The sequence below is a fragment of the Salinivibrio sp. HTSP genome, assembly GCF_003390965.1.
Lineage (GTDB): Bacteria > Pseudomonadota > Gammaproteobacteria > Enterobacterales > Vibrionaceae > Salinivibrio > Salinivibrio kushneri.
In genome coordinates this window covers 56,846-74,402 of sequence record NZ_PXUD01000029.1, presented here as the reverse complement: position 1 = coordinate 74,402, position 17,557 = coordinate 56,846, and the positions used below count along the sequence as shown (strand labels likewise).

Annotated in this window: 18 protein-coding genes; 12 read left to right on the top strand and 6 right to left on the bottom strand. The window is 50.2% G+C overall.

Annotation, left to right across the window (positions count from 1 at the left end):
* The first annotated feature begins 239 nt into the window (after positions 1 to 239).
* The gene (locus C7A19_RS06425) at positions 240 to 473 is read left to right on the top strand and encodes a DUF2789 domain-containing protein (RefSeq protein WP_069363531.1); all 234 of its coding nucleotides are present in this window, start codon (positions 240 to 242) and stop codon (positions 471 to 473) included.
* 36 nt (positions 474 to 509) lie between these two features.
* A complete protein-coding gene (locus C7A19_RS06420) occupies positions 510 to 788 on the top strand; it encodes a hypothetical protein (RefSeq protein ID WP_116644474.1) in 279 nt (92 codons plus the stop codon).
* Here C7A19_RS06420 and C7A19_RS06415 read toward each other — a convergent pair.
* Entirely contained in the window at positions 785 to 1,564 is a 780-nt protein-coding gene (locus C7A19_RS06415) for a Zn-ribbon-containing protein (RefSeq protein ID WP_116644473.1), read from the bottom strand. The genes C7A19_RS06420 and C7A19_RS06415 overlap by 4 nt on opposite strands.
* Positions 1,561 to 2,109, bottom strand: a complete 549-nt coding sequence (gene syd / locus C7A19_RS06410) for a SecY-interacting protein (RefSeq protein WP_069363528.1) — start codon at positions 2,107 to 2,109, stop codon at positions 1,561 to 1,563. Before syd ends, C7A19_RS06415 begins: the two co-directional genes overlap by 4 nt.
* A gap of 63 nt (positions 2,110 to 2,172) precedes the next feature.
* On the opposite strand from syd, the gene queF reads away from it, so the two are divergent.
* The 5 genes from queF (at position 2,173) to xni (ending at position 9,443) form a co-directional block, all read left to right on the top strand.
* Positions 2,173 to 3,021, top strand: a complete 849-nt coding sequence (gene queF / locus C7A19_RS06405; protein ID WP_069363527.1) for an NADPH-dependent 7-cyano-7-deazaguanine reductase QueF — start codon at positions 2,173 to 2,175, stop codon at positions 3,019 to 3,021.
* A gap of 57 nt (positions 3,022 to 3,078) precedes the next feature.
* Positions 3,079 to 5,424 carry a hypothetical protein gene (locus C7A19_RS06400; protein WP_077522768.1) on the top strand — a complete coding sequence of 782 codons (2,346 nt, stop codon included), beginning with the start codon at positions 3,079 to 3,081 and terminating at the stop codon, positions 5,422 to 5,424.
* Between the two features lie 77 nt (positions 5,425 to 5,501).
* The gene (locus C7A19_RS06395; protein ID WP_116644472.1) at positions 5,502 to 7,058 is read left to right on the top strand and encodes a GGDEF domain-containing protein; all 1,557 of its coding nucleotides are present in this window, start codon (positions 5,502 to 5,504) and stop codon (positions 7,056 to 7,058) included.
* Positions 7,059 to 7,177: 119 nt separating this feature from the next.
* On the top strand, positions 7,178 to 8,533 hold the full coding sequence (ppnN, locus tag C7A19_RS06390) for a nucleotide 5'-monophosphate nucleosidase PpnN (RefSeq protein WP_069363524.1): 1,356 nt from the start codon (positions 7,178 to 7,180) through the stop codon (positions 8,531 to 8,533).
* Positions 8,534 to 8,651: 118 nt separating this feature from the next.
* Complete coding sequence (xni, locus tag C7A19_RS06385; RefSeq protein ID WP_100297941.1) at positions 8,652 to 9,443, top strand: flap endonuclease Xni; 792 nt, start codon at positions 8,652 to 8,654, stop codon at positions 9,441 to 9,443.
* Between the two features lie 31 nt (positions 9,444 to 9,474).
* Here xni and rlmM read toward each other — a convergent pair whose 3' ends face one another.
* The 4 genes from rlmM to C7A19_RS06365 all read right to left on the bottom strand — a co-directional run bounded on the left by rlmM (position 9,475) and on the right by C7A19_RS06365 (position 12,588).
* Positions 9,475 to 10,551 (bottom strand): 23S rRNA (cytidine(2498)-2'-O)-methyltransferase RlmM, encoded by a 1,077-nt coding sequence (gene rlmM, locus C7A19_RS06380; RefSeq protein WP_077458489.1) that lies wholly within the window; start codon positions 10,549 to 10,551, stop codon positions 9,475 to 9,477.
* 119 nt (positions 10,552 to 10,670) lie between these two features.
* Positions 10,671 to 11,051, bottom strand: a complete 381-nt coding sequence (locus C7A19_RS06375; protein WP_077608065.1) for a DUF423 domain-containing protein — start codon at positions 11,049 to 11,051, stop codon at positions 10,671 to 10,673.
* Positions 11,048 to 11,686 (bottom strand): alpha/beta fold hydrolase, encoded by a 639-nt coding sequence (locus C7A19_RS06370; RefSeq protein WP_077458429.1) that lies wholly within the window; start codon positions 11,684 to 11,686, stop codon positions 11,048 to 11,050. The genes C7A19_RS06375 and C7A19_RS06370 overlap by 4 nt, the downstream gene beginning before the upstream one ends.
* Complete coding sequence (locus C7A19_RS06365; protein ID WP_069363520.1) at positions 11,683 to 12,588, bottom strand: transcriptional regulator GcvA; 906 nt, start codon at positions 12,586 to 12,588, stop codon at positions 11,683 to 11,685. Before C7A19_RS06365 ends, C7A19_RS06370 begins: the two co-directional genes overlap by 4 nt.
* 356 nt (positions 12,589 to 12,944) lie before the next feature.
* Between C7A19_RS06365 and C7A19_RS06360 the strand changes: the two genes are divergently transcribed.
* The 5 genes from C7A19_RS06360 (at position 12,945) to C7A19_RS06340 (ending at position 17,483) form a co-directional block, all read left to right on the top strand.
* On the top strand, positions 12,945 to 14,156 hold the full coding sequence (locus tag C7A19_RS06360) for a cysteine desulfurase (protein WP_116644471.1): 1,212 nt from the start codon (positions 12,945 to 12,947) through the stop codon (positions 14,154 to 14,156).
* 19 nt (positions 14,157 to 14,175) lie between these two features.
* Complete coding sequence (csdE, locus tag C7A19_RS06355) at positions 14,176 to 14,601, top strand: cysteine desulfurase sulfur acceptor subunit CsdE (protein WP_116644470.1); 426 nt, start codon at positions 14,176 to 14,178, stop codon at positions 14,599 to 14,601.
* 508 nt (positions 14,602 to 15,109) lie between these two features.
* A complete protein-coding gene (locus C7A19_RS06350) occupies positions 15,110 to 15,850 on the top strand; it encodes an SDR family oxidoreductase (RefSeq protein WP_069363517.1) in 741 nt (246 codons plus the stop codon).
* Between the two features lie 15 nt (positions 15,851 to 15,865).
* Positions 15,866 to 17,077: an acetyl-CoA C-acetyltransferase gene (locus C7A19_RS06345; RefSeq protein WP_077484470.1), complete on the top strand. Its 1,212-nt coding sequence runs from the start codon at positions 15,866 to 15,868 to the stop codon at positions 17,075 to 17,077.
* 58 nt (positions 17,078 to 17,135) lie between these two features.
* Positions 17,136 to 17,483, top strand: a complete 348-nt coding sequence (locus C7A19_RS06340; RefSeq protein ID WP_046074153.1) for a phasin family protein — start codon at positions 17,136 to 17,138, stop codon at positions 17,481 to 17,483.
* Positions 17,484 to 17,557: the final 74 nt, after the last annotated feature.

The following is a 17,557-nucleotide window of genomic DNA, read 5'->3' as shown; positions in this document are numbered from 1 at the left end:
ATCTTGAACAAAGAAATATCATGTAAGCCCATGTAATAAAATAAAAAATAAAAAATAGGAGGTCGATTTTCGTAGCAAGATTCTGCTTTTGTCCCACGCGCTTGTAAGAGATATCGCACACTGAGCAGGGAGCTTTTCCATTCTTTGTCCTGTGCTCACCGGCACCGCTTTCATCTAGCACGGAGTAGCGGCTGCTACTATAGTGAGTATAGACGCGTATCAAGCAACTAGGGGGGACAATGGAAACCTTTCAACATGACTTACAGCACCTGTTTGAACAACTGGGCTTAGCGACCGATAAGGCCTCGATTGAACACTTCCTATCCAGCCACTGCTTGGTGGAAGGACAAACACTGGTCGATGCCCCATTTTGGAGTGCGGCACAACGGGCGTTTATTGATGAAGCCATCAAGGAAGACGCCGATTGGGCGGAACAGGTTGATATGCTTGATGCGCGACTGAGAAAGCCCTAATCTTTCCTTCTCCTGTCATGTCGCTAGGATTAACTGATGAGCTATCAAGCTGAGCTGGCGCGAGCACTCAAGGTGATCGACGCAAAAGGGCAAACCGTCACCGTGGCGAAAGTAAAAGCCCAATTGACCACGCAAGTCCCTTTACCCTTGATTATCCAAGCGGTGAAAAGTGCGAAAGCCAATACACCACTCCCCGAAATGCCTAGCGATGACGCGAGGCTATCCGATGCTGAGCGTATCAGCCAACTCGAACAACAAGTGGCCGAGTTGAGCGAGCGATTAGCGACGCTAGAAGCCCAGCATTTAAACCGCTAAGCCAGCTTAAAGTCCCAAGAAAGATTGGATACTAACCGGCAACGATCGCACCTAAACAGGAAGATATCGTGTAGTGGGGTTTCAAGCCGCCAAGGCTCGCCACACTGGGGGCATGGGCGTTCAAGCTCACTCTCTTTGTCTTTACCGCCCACACGATATTGATAATAGTAAGTCGGCGTGCCCGTTAAGTACTCTATCCGCCCACGTAAATCCCAACCGCGCTGAAATAGGCGCGTATTGGGACATCCAATTTCATTCAAGCCTGCAAATTCGGCATCGCTGGCACCGGCCATTTGTAATTCATCACAGGCTTGCCATTCTGTTTGCCATTTTATCACCGCTTTGTGATCACCGTTAAAGGTGGCGGGTAAGCGATAAAGCGGGATGGGTAGCAGGGTATCGCCACAACGCAGCGGCGAACACGTGTGAACAAAGGTGGTGTAAAGCACTTGCCAAGTCGGTGAGGCACTCGGAGCGGCTTGTTCCGAGTTCAAATCGCGCCCCAGCACACGCACTTTCGGTTGGGTTAAGCACGCCTCGGCGAGCTGCTGCAACGCGCGTTTCACTTGTGGGCTGTGAAAGCGTGGGTGCAAGGCGTCTTCATCTGGGCACACCACACGAAGCTGAAACTGGCCTTCTTGCATCAAGATCGGAAACTCGCGTCCGAGCACCTGGCCATTATAACGCAATGCATCCATGAGGCCGTTGATAGTGCGGTCGACCGCACTAACGGTGGTATTATCAAAGCACTCAAAGGTCAATTCCGTGAGAATCATGCCACATCAACCTCTAGTGCTGCGAGAAATGTTTCCAGATTGGGGGCAATCACATCACGCGTCCCTTTATTCAGGGTTTCTCTGATCACTTCCCCACTCATGTTATCAATCGCAATGATCACCATTTCATCGTCTGTGGTCGCGATAAAGACACTCGGCGTAAGCTTGCGCTGACGCTGCATCATCAGATGTCCCAAGATGTTTTCTTGTAAGCGCGCCAAGTCATCGTCACTCCACACCTGAAGCAAGCTTATCGACTCCCCCTGATAACGCACCGATAAATCTGCACAATAAAATGCGTTATAAAAATCTTTAATATCACTGTGCAAACGTAAGGCTATCGCTTGTTCTACATTGGAAAAATCAGCCAACGCGTCGCGCTTGACTGGTTGCCATTGTAGTTGGTGGTCATTTTCGCTCACGACACAGGGAGATGGCAGTCCAATGTAAGCCTCTGTACAGGGTAAATGTTGATACTTACCCTGCCATACCGCCATATAATTCTGTGTTAGCGCCCAAAGGGCACGATGTACTGTGTTCTCCATTCGCAACCTATAGCAAGATTCAGTAAACTTTACCCATTCTACTTGAATCAATAGCAGATCCGTATGAGCAATTATCAAGATGCCGATGCCCTCGCCAATTTATCGCTTGGCGAAAAAACAGATTACCCAACCCAGTACGATCCGTCACAACTGCGTGCCGTCCCTCGCGCGCTAAATCGTCAGGCGATCGGACTCGATAATGCGCCGATGCCCTTTACCGGTTACGACACCTGGACCTTGTATGAGCTGTCATGGCTCAACCAAAATGGTTTGCCCCAAGTGGCGATTGGCGAAGTCCGTCTCCCGGCCTCTAGCCCCAACTTGATCGAGTCAAAATCATTTAAGCTATACCTCAATAGCTTTAATCAAACCCGCTTTGATAACTGGCAACAGGTAGCTAACGCATTGCAAACCGATTTATCCGCCTGTGCGGGCGAAGAGGTGGATGTCACTTTATCCCCGCTCAGTGAGTTAGAGGGAGAAACCATCGCTGGCCTCGCGGGTGAATGTATCGATCACCAAGACATCAGCATCGACGACTATACCTTTAATCCAGATTGGCTCGACGGTGCCGCTCAAGGCGCGGTTGTGTCCGAGACCCTTCACAGCCATTTACTCAAATCAAACTGCCTGATTACCAATCAGCCAGACTGGGGCTCGGTGAGAATCGCCTATAAAGGCAACAAGATAAACCGTGAGAAGCTGCTTCGCTACTTGGTGTCATTTCGTGAGCACAATGAGTTTCATGAGCAATGCGTGGAGCGCATTTTTATGGATATCATGCGTTTTTGTCAGCCGGAAAAGCTCACCGTTTATGCCCGTTACACGCGTCGCGGTGGTTTAGATATTAATCCATACCGTACGAACATGGGCAAAACACCAAGCGAAAACAATCGTTTGGCAAGACAATAACACCATAGGCTGCCTGCGGGCAGCCTTTCTCTCATCGCTTTACTTAGAGGATGGCGCATGCGCATCAGCCGACTACTTGTAGGCCTGCTTTTTTGGTTAACGTCGATAACGGCGTTCGCTTCAATCCACTCCTCGCCCGTACTCACTAATGCGGAAAAACTTCTCGAAACGTCTCCAACGCAATCGTTGGAAATCAGCAATCGTTTTTTAGCCCAACGCCGCCTAACCACAGGCGCCAATCGCTCACATGTGAATAACGACACGGATCGTTCGATTCGCACGCCATTGCATACCGTGTATGCCTATTTGATCAGTGCCCGAGCTTATGCTTACCTCGATCAACCGGTTGAGGCTAAAGCGGCGCTACAAAAAGCCTATCAAGTGGTCGATGAATACGACTTAAAACACGTACAAGTGCAAGTCTTGCTGACCGAAGCCTCTCTTATCTGGCACCTTGATCGCGACTCAACGCGCGCCCTCGCGACACTCGATGCCGCCCAAAAAGCCATTGAGGCTTTACCGGAAAACAGCTTAAACGGTCAAGAAAGCCGTTTTAAAAGTGCTTTACTGCGCGCCAATATTCTCGCCGCCACCGCAGACAGTGACACCGCGCTTGTCGCCTATGAAAATGCGCGCAGCCAGCTTAATAGTGATCCCCAAGATTTACGGGATAAAGTCGAGTTTCAGCTCTCACTGGGTGGCTTTTTACTCGACCAGAAGCAACATGAGAGTGCCCTGACCGAGTTACTCAGTGCATTCTGGATAGCCAGCGAGAACGAATACACAGCATTGATTGCCGGTGCCAATATGAAACTGGCCAGGCTGTATAATCAGCAAGGCGCGCTTAACCAAGCCCTTGAGCACGCGAACCAAGCCGCTGCCTTTTTTGAGCATTATTCATTAAGCCGACGCTTATCAGCATCACAGCGCCTCTTGGCCACCATTTACGAGCAACAAGCCCGTTATAATTTTGCCTTGGTGCATTATTTTAATGCACTTGAAATTGAGCAAGCACTCGGTCGTCTCCAACCGCTTGCACAAGTCCATCTGGCCATCGCCCGCACCTATTATCAGCTAGAGCATTTCCCGCTCAGTGACAGATATATCCAAGATGCGTTAAGACTGGTCGGTAGCCTACCCAACTCGCCCCTGACCACACAGGCAATGTTGTTGCAAGGACGTATTCATCTTGCGCTTTCTCAACCCAAGCAAGCAGAGAAAGAAATTCGCACCGCGCTAGAGCGAGCAGAGGCAGAGAAAGACTTTCAAACCATGACGATGGCGCATCATGCCCTCTCCAAAGCCTTGGAGTCGCAAGGCAAGTATCAAGCGGCCCTGATGATGCAACGTGATTATGAAAAGCTGCGCGCGCAGCAACTGCAATCAGAGCGACAGCAACAAGCCGATACCTTTAAACAACAACAGCGTGTGGTCGAGCGGCAGCTACAAATGGATGAGCTGCAGCGCCAGCTAGATAGCGCACACCAGGAACAGCTTCACTTACAAAAGGTCAACTATTTCCTATTAGGCAGCCTTGGGGTGTTAGTGGCCATTGTTTACCTTCGTCATCGTGCCGCGGTGATGCGCCAGGGAGAACTCGAAGAGCTGCGTGATGACTTTTATACGCACCCACGTACTGGGCTGAGAAACTTACGTATGCTCAATGCCAAGTTACCGCGTTCGTTGGAAAAAAGTAACGCCAACTTTGAGCAATGGTATCTGAACGACATGATCCATCAGCCACTGAGTGATCGGCTCCGCTTTGCCATGTTCGACGTTGCCTTTCTTAAAGCGTTATTTTTGCGTCTCGGCTATCAAAGGGCGCAAGATATCGAGCGTCAGCTTGGCGACTATTTGTCCGAGCGCGTCACTCAATCTGGCCGCTTATATCATTTCGCCGATACCTTGTTTATTTATATCGAGACCAATTGGGAGCAAGATACCCAGCCTGATGCACTTGCTCATTTTGTGCAGTCTTTGATCGCAGACTTTGTCAGCCACTATCAAAGTAGTCAGGCACACACGATGAGTGAAGGTGACTCATCCCCGGCGCTCACGCCGCAAGTCGCCATTGGTCTCGCGGAGTATCCTTTTTTACCACGTGCGTACACATCGATTAATGACCAAGAGTTGATCGAGATTTTATTAACGGCGACCCATCAAGCCAGTGATCTCGCGCAACAGACCGGGGAAAGTCATTGGGTACACTTTAGCGCAATTAACACAGCGCCCGCCGCGAGCTTCGTCAATACCAACTTGCGTCATGCTTGCTTGAAAGGCATTGATTCTGGATTAGTGAAGGTTAAATCTTCAGCTAACGACTTGTTGAACTGGCAGAAGGATCACGAATCTGATAAAAAGCCAGCGTCAGTTATTGATGACCATAGCAATAAATCGGTATAGCTACGGGTAGTTAGTGAAACTGTTTTCGCTACCAATGGCGCCAAAACGCGAACATAATCAGGTATTTCCTCGATAAAATGACTAAGTCCACCCCATCACCGTTGTCGGCCCAGACCGCTCAGGCGGGTAATAATGCGTCGCCCTCAGCGTATCGGGAGCTGGCGCTCAGGTCGCGTCGGGAGATCCATAGCCTTAAACGGCTGGTGTCGCGCTTTATCGCTACGTGCTCGGGTAAAAATAACTTGGTCGACCAAAAGCTGGCCGAGTTCCGTGACGTATTGTATTCAACGCAGGATGTTAGCGCGTTGCTCCCGCGTTTAGCCGTTATTGAACGCATGGTGGGTCATCAAAACATGACACAAGCAAAAGCACAGTCACACCTCGATGAGCAATTTCACAGCAGTGGTGAAACACTACAGCGAGTGACAGGTCTCCCCGTTCAATTGAAACGCGACTTGCGAGATCTATTGGCGCAACCGGCGAACGGTGATACCGAACGCACACAGCACCTCATTAAGTTACTTCAACTTTACGAACGCGCCGTGACCTTGCAAGTTGCCAGGCCCCGTACTCAGCAAATACCAGACATCGACAACGATCAAATACGTCGCGTCGCTGACGAACTACAAAACCTGATTACAGAACTCGATATCGACGGTCAAGCAGGCGACAAATTGCTTGAAATCCGCCGTGAACTGCTAACCGATATATCACCGGCTACCGTGGTGTCTTTAACGTTAGCGGCGCTCAAACTGATTCTGGAAGCCACCCAATCTGAGCGGCGCGCTTCGCAGCAATTTCTCAGTCAAGTCAATGATGACCTCGTATCAATAAGCCAACAAAATACCCGTGCGCATGATCATGCCAGCCAGCTGCGACTGGCACACCAAAGTGTCGATCAGCGACTCGATCGCACCATTACCGATATTGAACACGAACTCAAACGGAAAGGCGCGGCAAAAGCCAACCCAGAAGCCGCATTAACCCAAGCGCTTGCAGAGCTGCAAGTGATCGCGCAAGAAAATAAAGCGCTCAAAAATCGCGAGCAAGCCTTGGAAGAGCAATTAGCACACAATCAAAACCAGCTTAGCGCCTTAGCAGAGCAAACCCTCGAACAACACCGTCGTATCGGTGATCAGGAGCGCAAACGTCTGTTAGATCCACTTACCCGTGTCTACAACCGTGCCGCCCTAAACGATCGTTTGGAACATGAGTATCGATTATGGAAAAAGTACCAGCGTGAGTTTTGCCTTGCCGTCGTTGATCTTGACCACTTTAAACAAGTGAATCAGCAATTTGGCTACGAAGTCGGTGATAAAGCGTTGAAAATTATCGCGCGCACCATCTACCAATGCTTACGCGACACCGACTTTATTGCCCGCTTTGGTGGCGAAGAGTTTGTGATTTTGTTACCTGATGCCGACGATGAAACGCGCACTGATATTTTGGCTAATATTAGCCACACCATTCGTAAACTCCCGCTGAAGTTTAAAAACGAGCGCGTGTCAATTAGCGTCTCAATTGGTGCCACCCTCTTCCAAGGTGAAGATACCCCCACACCGGTGCTAGAGCGTGCTGACCAAGCGCTCTATCAAGCGAAAAACAGTGGTCGCAACCAAATCATCTGGTGTTAATTTTTACTGGTCAATTATGGCTAGCGTGTGTATTTTTAATTAACACACTGATTTTTATAGCACCGCTCGACAGCCTTGCTTGCGTTAAACAGGATGTCGGCGTGTAAGAGGTTGTCGCTATGATCACACACATTAGTCCGATTGGAACGATGGATCTGCTTTCTCAAATCGAGGTCGATCGTTTAAAAGCCAGCGCCAGCAGTGATCTGTACCGCTTATACCGCAACTGCTCATTGGCCGTTTTAAATTCAGGCAGCCATACAGACAGCTCCAAAGCACTTCTCGAAAAACACGCCAACTTTGAAATTCGCGTGTTACGCCGAGAGCGGGGGATCAAACTCGAGCTGGTTAACCCACCCGATCATGCCTTTGTCGACGGCAAGATCATTCGCGGCATTCAAGAGCATATGTTCTCTGTCCTCCGCGACATTATTCACGTCAATGTGCAGCTCGAGCATAGTCCTGCCCTCAACCTCGATAGCTCACCGCATATCACTAACTTAATATTCGGTATCTTGCGCAATGCGAAAACGCTCCGTCCACGGGTCGATCCTAATTTAGTGGTTTGCTGGGGCGGGCATTCGATCAACGACATTGAATATCAATACACGCGTGAAGTGGGTCATGAGCTTGGCCTGCGTGAACTGGATATTTGTACGGGGTGTGGTCCAGGTGCGATGGAGGGGCCAATGAAAGGCGCTGCGATCGGCCATGCCAAGCAGCGCACGTATGACAGCCGGTTTATTGGCTTAACCGAGCCCTCTATTATCGCTGCTGAGCCGCCGAACCCCATGGTTAACGAACTGGTTATCATGCCCGATATTGAAAAGCGCCTAGAAGCCTTTGTCCGTATCGCGCATGGGATTGTCATTTTCCCTGGCGGCGCAGGGACAGCGGAAGAGTTACTTTATATTCTTGGCATCATGATGCATCCTGATAACCGCTCACAGCCTTTGCCTATCGTGTTAACCGGCCCGAAAGAGAGTGAAGATTACTTTCGCGATATCGATGCGTTTATTCGTGATGTCTTGGGCGAGGAAGCCACCCAATATTATGAAATCGTGATTGACGATCCTGCTAAAGCCGCACGATTAATGAAAAATGCCATGCCCGCGGTCAAAGAGCATCGCAAGGCCACTGGCGATGCCTACTCATACAATTGGTCATTAAAAATCGAGCCGGATTTCCAACATCCCTTCGCACCAACACATGACAATATGGCTAATCTTAACTTGCACATGGATCAGCGCCCAGAGTTACTCGCTTCCGCGTTACGTCAAGCATTCTCGGGCATTGTGGCGGGGAATGTGAAAGACGAGGGAATGCGCAATATCGAGCAACATGGCCCGTTTAAAATCGATGGTGACAAATATTTGATGGAAAAAATGGACAAACTATTACAAAGCTTCGTCGACCAACAACGGATGAAGCTGCCGGGCACCGCCTATGTGCCGTGCTACGAGATTGTCTCCTAACCCAAATACGCGCACTGAGGCGGCGAGTAATCAATAACCTGCATGACGCACACTGCGTTATGCCACCAACACAGGTATAATGCGCGGCTCATGCTGCGCGTTATTACTGGTTTTTATTATGTCTAGCCTCCATGTTGTCATTATCGATGCAATGAACCTCATTCGCCGTGTCCACGCGGCTCAGCCTGAGGGCGATGCCATCGACACCACGGTGAATGCCTGCATCAAAACCCTCAATAAAATCATCAATCATAGCCAACCGAGCCATATTGTTGCTGTTTTTGATCATATGGGCAGTGATCGTGGCTGGCGCGCAGAGATCCTGCCGGCATACAAACAGCACCGTAAACCGATGCCTACGGTGCTCGAACATGGGTTAGATGCGATTCAAGATGCATTTTGGCAGCACGGCGTTGACTCGTTGCTTTCTCAGGGCGATGAAGCTGACGACATGATTGCCACTTTGGCTTTAAAGGTGGCAGAACATCAGCAACAAGTGACCATAGTGTCGACCGATAAAGGCTACTGTCAGCTTTTGCAACCGATGATTAGGATCCGCGATTATTTTCAGCAGCGCTGGCTAGATCTCGCCTTCGTCCAGGCGCAATTCGGCGTTCGTCCGGACCAGCTTTGCGATTTTTGGGGGCTCGCGGGGATCAGCAGCAGTGAGATCAGTGGCGTACCCGGGATTGGCCCCAAAACGGCCACCAGCCTGCTGAGCGATTATGCTGATATCGATGCTATTTTTGCTGCGGACGATCTCGCACCAAAGTGGCAGAAAAAACTCACCGGCCATTATGAATTGGCGCAACAATGTAAACAGGTCGCACAACTGAAAACGGATATCCCACTCGGCTTTAACTTGCAAGATATCCGTTTTGACTCCGTCAGCCAGAGCCAATCTTCGTAAATCAGTGCGTCACACACCTAGTGACTCTCGGTTAACGCTGGCGTTTAACCCGCCGTAAATGCACCGTGATTTCCTCGCGATCATGGTACAGATGCTTCGCGCGCATTTCATACGCCACGTTGTAGTCATCAAGAAAGGCGCCTAGGGTGTCGAGGTTCTCCGTCACCTGCTCATAGCGGCGGCTCATCGGCAATTTCAAATTAAATATTGCCTCTTTCGCCCACCCTTCAATCAGCCACTCACCCATCAATTGGGCTACACGAGAAGGCTTTTCAATCATATCGCATACCAGCCAAGTGACATTCTTACGCGTCGGCTCGAACTTAAATCCATCTTCAGCGTGGTGAAAGACTTGTCCGGTTTCCATCAATTGCTCATCCATTGCGCCGTTATCGACCGCGTGGACAAACATCGAGCGTTTAACCAACTGATAGGTCCAGCCTCCAGGGCTCGCCCCTAAGTCGACCGCCCACATGCCAGGCGCTAAACGCGTCTCCCATTCTTGCTTGGGAATAAAGTGATGAAACGCCTCTTCCAACTTTAAGGTCGATCGGCTCGGCGCATCAGCAGGAAACTTCATTCGCGGCAACCCCATATAATGCGGGGAGTTATTGGTTGTCAGAGAGTAGCCAATCAAGCAGGTGCCTGGGGCGGTAAAACACACATGGATCACCGGCTTTTTGGGGTTATCTTTTGCAAGCAGTACCCCTTTTTTACGTAAGGCTTGGCGCAATGGCACGGTGAATTTACGACAAAACTTCAACAGGGCTTTCGCTTCGTCATTATCTGGGGTTTCCACCCTTAGGTCGCCGCCTTTGGGTAAGTGCTCGCCCACCGCCAAAATCGGTGAAATACGATCGTCAGGGTCAAGCTCAGAAAGAGAGGCGGTGATAGCGATCATTTGCCGGGCAAAAATCAGTGAGTCTAGCGGGAGATCACGCACAACACGCTCGGCATCGCCCTCTTGATAACACTCAAACAGGACATACGCACTATGATTGACCACGCGCGGGAACCCATATACCCCCATGTCGGTGGTTTTTTGTTGGATCTCTGCGGCACAGTCTTTCTCAAACCCCGCACGACAATAAAGCAGAACCTGATTCATAACACCCTCTGGCTCGAACATATCACCACGCTGTGTGGCGGTAAAAATAAGCTGCGCATTATATCTGCCATCCAGACCAGAAAGAAATGCCCGCAAGGCTTTTATTCATGTAGACAGACTCAGCGTTGATAAGAACGCCAAGCCCCTATTGCGAGTCCTACCCAGCCGATCAGAAAGCTCACACCGCCCATGGGTGTAATGGGCCCAAGCCAATACCAAGATGTCAGCGCCAGGAGGTATAAGCTACCACTAAACGCCACCACACCGATAAGCCAGGCCCAAGCCACAATGGCAAAACAGCGAGAAGAAAGCTGGGAGGCGACGCCGCAAATCCCCAATAACGCAAGACTGTGCCACATTTGGTAGTCAACGCCCGTTTTAAAAATGGCTAACTGGTAGTCTGATAGCACCGCTTTGAGTCCATGCGCGGCAAAGGCGCCTAGCCCTACCGCTAACCCTGCGCCGATCGCCGCCACACTCACCCAATGATGTAACTTCATCCTTGCTCACCTTGTTGTTTAATAAACTGGTATAGGCTATCCACCGCCCACTGGCGATTATCTGACTCTGTATACCCTGAGGCTTTACGAGGCTTAAAACTATGATCGCCATCCGGGACAATAATCACTTGAACCGAGGGAGACAGCGGATAATGCATCACTTCGTCTTCACGGCCAAACGTATCGCGTGCGCCCTGTACAATCAGCAGTGGACGCTCAACGGTCGCCAAATGCTCCCCTTTATATTTTTCTGGCTTTCCTGGCGGATGGAATGGAAAGCCCAAACAAATCACCCCACTGACAGAGGCATGCTCAGTCAAATGGCTCGCCATACGCCCACCCATCGACTTACCAGCTAACCATAATCGGCTCCCAGCAGGGCGCAAACCATCCACGTGCTCAATCACAGATTCAAAATGGGCAAGCAGTTTTGGGGCGCGATCGGGCGGGCGCTTTTTACCTTCTTGCTCGCGTTTATCCATATAGGGAAAGTTAAATCGCACCACTTTGCAGTGTTTCCCTATCCGCGCGGCCATATCAGCCATGAACTCGTGATCCTTTCCAGCGCCCGCCCCATGGGCAAAAATCACCCAGTCTGTTGCCGTTTCTGGCCCGTCAATATTTAAACCTGTCATAAATTCATGTTCTCTTGTTCTTTCGCTGCCGTCGCCAACATCCATTCTCGGAACGCGGTGATACGTCCAGTGTCCGCATCACGCTGCTGGCTGACCAAGTAGAAACCGTTATCGCTTTTTAATACTTGCTCGAAAGGCTGCACCAAGCGTCCAGATGCTAGCTCTGGTTGAGAAAGCACATTGTTTCCTAGCGCGACCCCTTGCCCATGTGCCGCCGCCTGCAACACCATGGATGAGTGACTAAAAATCGGCCCATGCTCAACATTCACCTCGCTGAGTTGATGGGCTTTTGCAAAGGCTTTCCATTCTTTACGCGAGCGGTCATGCAATAAAACATGATGAACCAAATCATCTGGAGTTTTTAGCGGCTGCCCAGACTCTAGTAGTAGTGGCGAACATACAGGCAGCAAGCATTCTTGATACAAAAGATCACAGCGTAATCCCGACCAGTGACCTCGGCCATAGTAAATGGCAACATCGACATCATCGGTCAGAGACCCTTCTTCCAAATCAACCGCTTTTATCCGAACATCAATATCAGGGTGCGCGGTATTAAAATCAGCTAATCGAGGTACTAGCCACTGAATCGCAAAACTGGGCGGCAAACTAATCGTCAGCGCCCCTTTGGCACTGCGCTCCAGCACTTTATCCGTCGCATAGGAAAGCTCAGAAAAAATATCTTTTATATCAAGAAAATACCCTTGTCCTTCTTCGGTCAATAGTAACGAACGATTACGCCGGCGAAACAGCTTCAAACCGAGAAACTCTTCTAATGCCTTGATTTGATGACTAACGGCCGCTTGAGTGACAAACAGCTCTTCTGCCGCTCGTGTAAAGCTCAAATGTCGTGCGGCTGCTTCAAACACACGCAGCGCGTTGAGTGGAGGAAGACGCCTCGCCATATGCTGACACCTCTATGCATTAATTTTTCTAATCATTGGCATTATAAATTGTCGATTGCTGATATACCAGCAAACTCCTATAGTGCTCCCCGCATCCACTTGTGACGTCTCTCTATTTAGACTGTTTCCGTGGTTGCGATGTTGTGTTTGCATTTGTCTAACACTGGTTAGACAGGTAGTCGTATCTACCACTTTTAACTTCCTGTATTTTGACATTGTCTGTCATTACATATTTGTTGGCACTGAGCCTCGCTCAGTGCTTTTTTTTGTCTGTAATAAGGTGAGAGCCAACAACAGGCTTGAGTTACATCCACGAGATAGCGATCATAGACGGGATTTTATTTCGGACGATGACTATGACCGACGGTTTTGATCCCCATTCCCTACGCGCCCAGTTTCCCGCTTTCAATACGCCAGGCTGGGTATATCTAGACAGTGCCGCTACCGCCCAAAAGCCGCAGCCAGTGATTGATGCGATCAGTCGCAGTTACATGATGCCGACGGCCAATGTACACCGCGGTCAGCATCAAGCGTCCCTCTCCGCAACCGAACAGTTTGAGCAAGCGCGGCGAGATGTAGCACATTTTATCGGTGCCAACCCACACAATATCGTCTGGACCCGCGGCGCGACAGAAGCCATTAATCTGATCGCCTATGGCCTAAGCCACTCGCTTACCCCACAAGATGACATTCTCGTCAGCGAAATGGAGCACCATGCCAACCTCATCCCTTGGCAATTGATGGCGCAACGCACTGGCGCTCAACTGGTAAAAATCCCCTGCTGTCCTCGCACGGGGACAATAGACATGAAGGTATATCAGCAACGCTTAACCGCACGGACACGCATTGTTGCGATCAGTCATGTTAGCAATGTCACCGGCACCCGCCATCCTATCGAGGAAATGACCCAAGTTGCGCACAAATTTGGTGCAACCGTGATCATTGATGGCGCACAGGGCATCGTCCATGAACCTGTCTGTATGCAAACATTGGACACTGACTACTATGTTTTTTCTGGCCATAAACTTTATGGGCCCACAGGGATTGGTGTCTTGTATGGAAAACCAGAAGCGCTGAGCGCGCTCTCGCCTTTCCACGGGGGCGGGAAGATGATCACAGACGTGTCGTTTGACCATCATACCCTCGCATCCATCCCCGCCCGTTTTGAAGCAGGCACGCCTAACACCGCAGGCGCAATCGGCCTTGCCGCTGCCATTGATTGGCTCAAGCAGCAAGACAGCCAAGCAATAGACGCACATATAACAAGCTGTTACCAACAACTCATAGACGCTTTGCGCGCACGGCCACGCATTCGTTTGATCGCGCCACAGGCGACCAGCTCCATGGTCTCTTTTGTCGTTGACGACGAGCATCATGCAGACGTGGCTGAATTATTGGCCCAACAAGGTATTGCCGTTCGCTCTGGCCATCATTGTGCCCATCCTTTTATTAAGGCGCTTGGTGTCGATGGCACCATCAGGGTCTCTTTAGCGGCCTATAATACATACCAGGACATCGCACAGTTTATTGCAGCATTAGATAAGACCCTGGATCTACTCGATATTTAATCATAAGGCAGGATAGACAATGGCGTTACCCCATCACCCTTTTGGCACCGAGCTTAACCAAACGACGGTCACCGAGATGCTCGCGCAACACACCAGCTGGGAAGATAAATACCGACAATTAATTTTGTGGGGAAAACGGCTGCCAACCTTTACCGATGCGCAAAAACAAACAGCAAACCAAGTGCACGGCTGTGAGAGTGCGGTTTGGTTTCTTCATCAGGCCGAGGGGGACACCCATTACTTTGCCGCCGACTCCAATGCCAGAATTGTTAAAGGTTTATTAGCGATCGTGCTTGTCTGTGTTCACGGCCAACACGGTAATACCATTCACACCCTCGACATAGACCGCGTTTTCCAGCAAGCGGGACTGGCGCACCATTTAAGTGAGTCACGCACCAATGGCTTGCACGCCATCATTGAATACATTCATCAGATCACTCGTTAGCCCTTTGCACACGTGGTGGCCTGTCGCCACCGCGATCGCTCGCCACTCACCTCACAAGTAGTGTTTGTTTTTTGACCATCATGACTATTTAACAAGGCACATCCAACCAAAAAGCCGCAAGTTACACCGCTAATGCAATCCATTTCATGGACTTAGCCGAGCACTGAGCAACTCGATGACAAACCCACAAAAAAACACAAAATAAACATACTGTTAACAATTAATTGCAGTGTTTCCCCATTAGTTTGACCAAGATCTCGAATGCAGAACATCAGGTTTTTATACTTTGCGTATTTGTCTAGATTCGTTAGCTTAGAAGCAGGCAGTCATAAAAGGGTCACACCCATCCGTTAGTCTGCCTAACAATATCGGCAGAATGATAAGTTGATTTTTGGCACAACTATTGCTGCTGTGAGAAAAAGATGACTGTAATTCTGGTTTGAAGTGGTTCCAGATGCGGCTTCAGGCATCTCGTTTAGTTTGCTTGTTGTAGTGAATGGAGTCATAAATGAAAAAACTGGCATTAGTAACCGGCGCGAAAGGTGGGATCGGATCGGCAATTACCGAGAAATTGGTAGAAGACGGATATCGCGTCATCGCGACCCACTTTACAGGGGGAGCAGAGTGCGCCCAAGAGTGGTTTGACGAAAAGAAATTTAACCACGACCAAGTTCGTCTATTTGAGCTTGATGTCACCGACACCGAACAATGTGCCTCACGGATTGCTAAGCTTTTAGAAGAAGAAGGCACGGTGGATGTACTGGTAAACAATGCGGGGATTACCCGCGACAGTGTGTTCAAGAAAATGAATGCCTCACAATGGCATGATGTCATCAATACCAACCTCAACAGCCTCTTTAACGTCACTCAGCCCTTATTCGCCGCCATGTGCGAAAAAGGAGGAGGACGCATCATCAACATCTCATCGGTCAATGGCCAAAAAGGTCAGTTTGGTCAAGCCAACTATGCCGCCGCCAAGGCCGGTATGATGGGCTTTAGTAAGTCTCTCGCGGCGGAGGGGGCACGGGCCGGTGTCACTGTCAATGTTGTGGCGCCAGGCTATACCGCCACACCGATGGTTACCGCCATGCGCGACGATGTGTTGGAGTCAATCACCAGCCAGATCCCGATGAAGCGCTTGGCTAAGCCAGAAGAAATTGCAGCCTCAGTGGCTTACCTTGCCAGCGACGCAGGCGCTTACATTACGGGTGAGACGCTGTCGGTAAACGGCGGCCTCTACATGCAATAAATCAAGGAAAGATTGATGGAACGTATTTTTATCGTGGCGGCAAAACGTACCGCCATCGGTGCCTTTTCAGGCACACTCAAAGACGTCCCAACGGGGCAACTCGCCGCTTACGCCATTAAAGGTGCGCTGAGTGACACATCGCTTGCTCCAACCGCGATTGATGAAGTCATCGTGGGTAACGTGGTCAGCGCAGGACAAGGAATGGGGATCGGTCGTCAGGCTGCGATTTACGCAGATATCCCGCCCCATGTTCCCGCCTATTCAATCAATATGGTCTGTGGCAGCGGCATGAAAAGCATCATGGATGCCGTGACGCACATCCGAGCTGGCGATGCGCAGGTTGTGGTCGCGGCTGGGGTTGAAAACATGTCACAAATCCCGTTTGCGGCAGCAGGCAACCTCCGCGATGGGCAGAAAATGGGCAATTTCGCTATGAAAGACTTGCTCATTAATGACGGCCTCACGGATGTGTACAACCAATATCACATGGGAGTGACCGCGGAGAATGTCGCCAAAGAAGTCGGGATTACCCGTGAGCAACAAGATAGCTTTGCGCTTAGCAGCCAACAAAAAGCCGTTTCAGCGATTGAAGCAGGTCGATTTAAAGATGAAATCACTCCGATTGAGATAAAGCAGCGTAAGCAAACCGTGACGTTTGATACCGATGAGTACCCAAAAGCAGACGCCACGCTAGAGGGCCTCAGCAAGTTGCGCCCCGCCTTTGATAAAGAAGGCTCAGTAACGGCCGGTAATGCTTCCGGCATCAACGATGGCGCGAGTGCGGTGATCCTCGCGTCTGAGTCGGCAGTGAAAGAACACGGGCTGACCCCACTTGCAGAAGTTGCCGCCTACGCTCAGCACGGTGTCGATCCAAGCATTATGGGCTTAGGCCCTGTGGGAGCGGTCAATACGGCGTTGGAGAAAGCCAACCTGACCCTCGACAACATTGATTTACTTGAGCTTAACGAAGCATTTGCTGCACAAGCGCTGGGGGTCATACACCAATTGGCGACGCACCATAAAACAACACCTGATGCGATATTGGCGCGTGCCAATGTCAACGGCGGTGCCATTGCACTCGGTCACCCACTCGGGGCATCAGGTAATCGGATTGTGGTGACCTTGCTACACGAGCTCGCGCGAAGAGGCGAAACCCACGGGGTTGCTTCTTTGTGTATTGGCGGCGGCATGGGTACAGCTTTAATTGTTAAGCGTACACAAGCATAAACGGACACTTGCGACCTTGGGTTAGAAACCCATACACAACACTATCAGGAGATACACCATGTACACAGATATGTTTAAAGCGTTTTCTGAGCAATCTGAAAAAGCCCTGGCTCCCTACGTTAATTTCAACAAGTTGGTAGCCAAAAATGTTGAGACGCTGACTGAGCTACAAATGAATGCCATGCGCACCTATAGCGAACTCGGCCTAGAGCAGATGAAAGCAGCCAGCGAAGTGAAGGATGTCTCTAGCATGACGTCATTCAGCAGCCAGCAACTGGCCGCTTTGACCAAGCTGTCTCAGCAAATGATGGATGACAGCGCCAAGCTGCAAAACATCGCCAAAGAGTTTAAAGAAGATATCGACAAACTCACGGCTGAAAATATGAAAGCCGGCACCCCAGCATAAAGGCAGGGTTTTTGCACTAGTGCCTGCTGTCGCTGACAGCAGGCCTTTGTAGTGCTTATCCGATCAAGAGGGCA